Below are 683 nucleotides of genomic sequence, written 5' to 3' on the forward strand. Positions count from 1 at the left end.
CACGTTAGTACACCTGGGTAAAACACTAAAATGTACCTTTCTAACTCATGTATTGAATCTTTTTGTCTTGAATCTAAATCATTTTTAAAGTGAATATTGTGCTCTGCTATACCAAATCTTATAACTTTTTGGTTGGTAAAATCTTCTACCTTGTAGTGGTGAGTAACGCTAAACCTTTCTAAAATTGGCTTGTATTTTAAATTCCACAGTTGTTCAGATAGTTTGCTACTTCCCAATAAAAATTTATTCCCTTCCTCTTCTATACTAGTAACCGGAAAACATGCGTTTATTTCTCCTAAACTCCAACTGTCCGATAATACTATCTGCGCTTTAGCAAACTTAATTGCCGGTAATAAGCTCTGTGGTAAAGGGTATAGCGTTTTTAAATTATTCCACTGATGACTTCTTTCATAAATACCGTTATAATTCTTTGTGTGAGGCTCGGTTTCTCCAAGGATTGCTACATCCAAGCGATATATGTCATTGCTTAAAGCTCGTTCATAATGATCGCGTAGATAACTCTCTATAACCTCAATTAATGGACTGCTAGATCTGAAAAAGTTCACTCTTCCAAATGATAACACTGGTCCATCTTTTTCTATTTTTACCCCCGAATAGTCAGAAAGAAGATCTCCAAATAAACTCTCATCCAATATAAATCTCTGCGCATTATAATAATCGTT

Annotated in this window: 1 pseudogene; it reads right to left on the reverse strand. The window is 34.4% G+C overall.

Annotation, left to right across the window (positions count from 1 at the left end):
* Positions 1–683, reverse strand: a pseudogene (locus tag BA053_RS06375) (phage tail protein); the annotation flags it as partial.

It is taken from the genome of Wolbachia endosymbiont of Nomada ferruginata, assembly GCF_001675785.1.
Lineage (GTDB): Bacteria > Pseudomonadota > Alphaproteobacteria > Rickettsiales > Anaplasmataceae > Wolbachia > Wolbachia pipientis.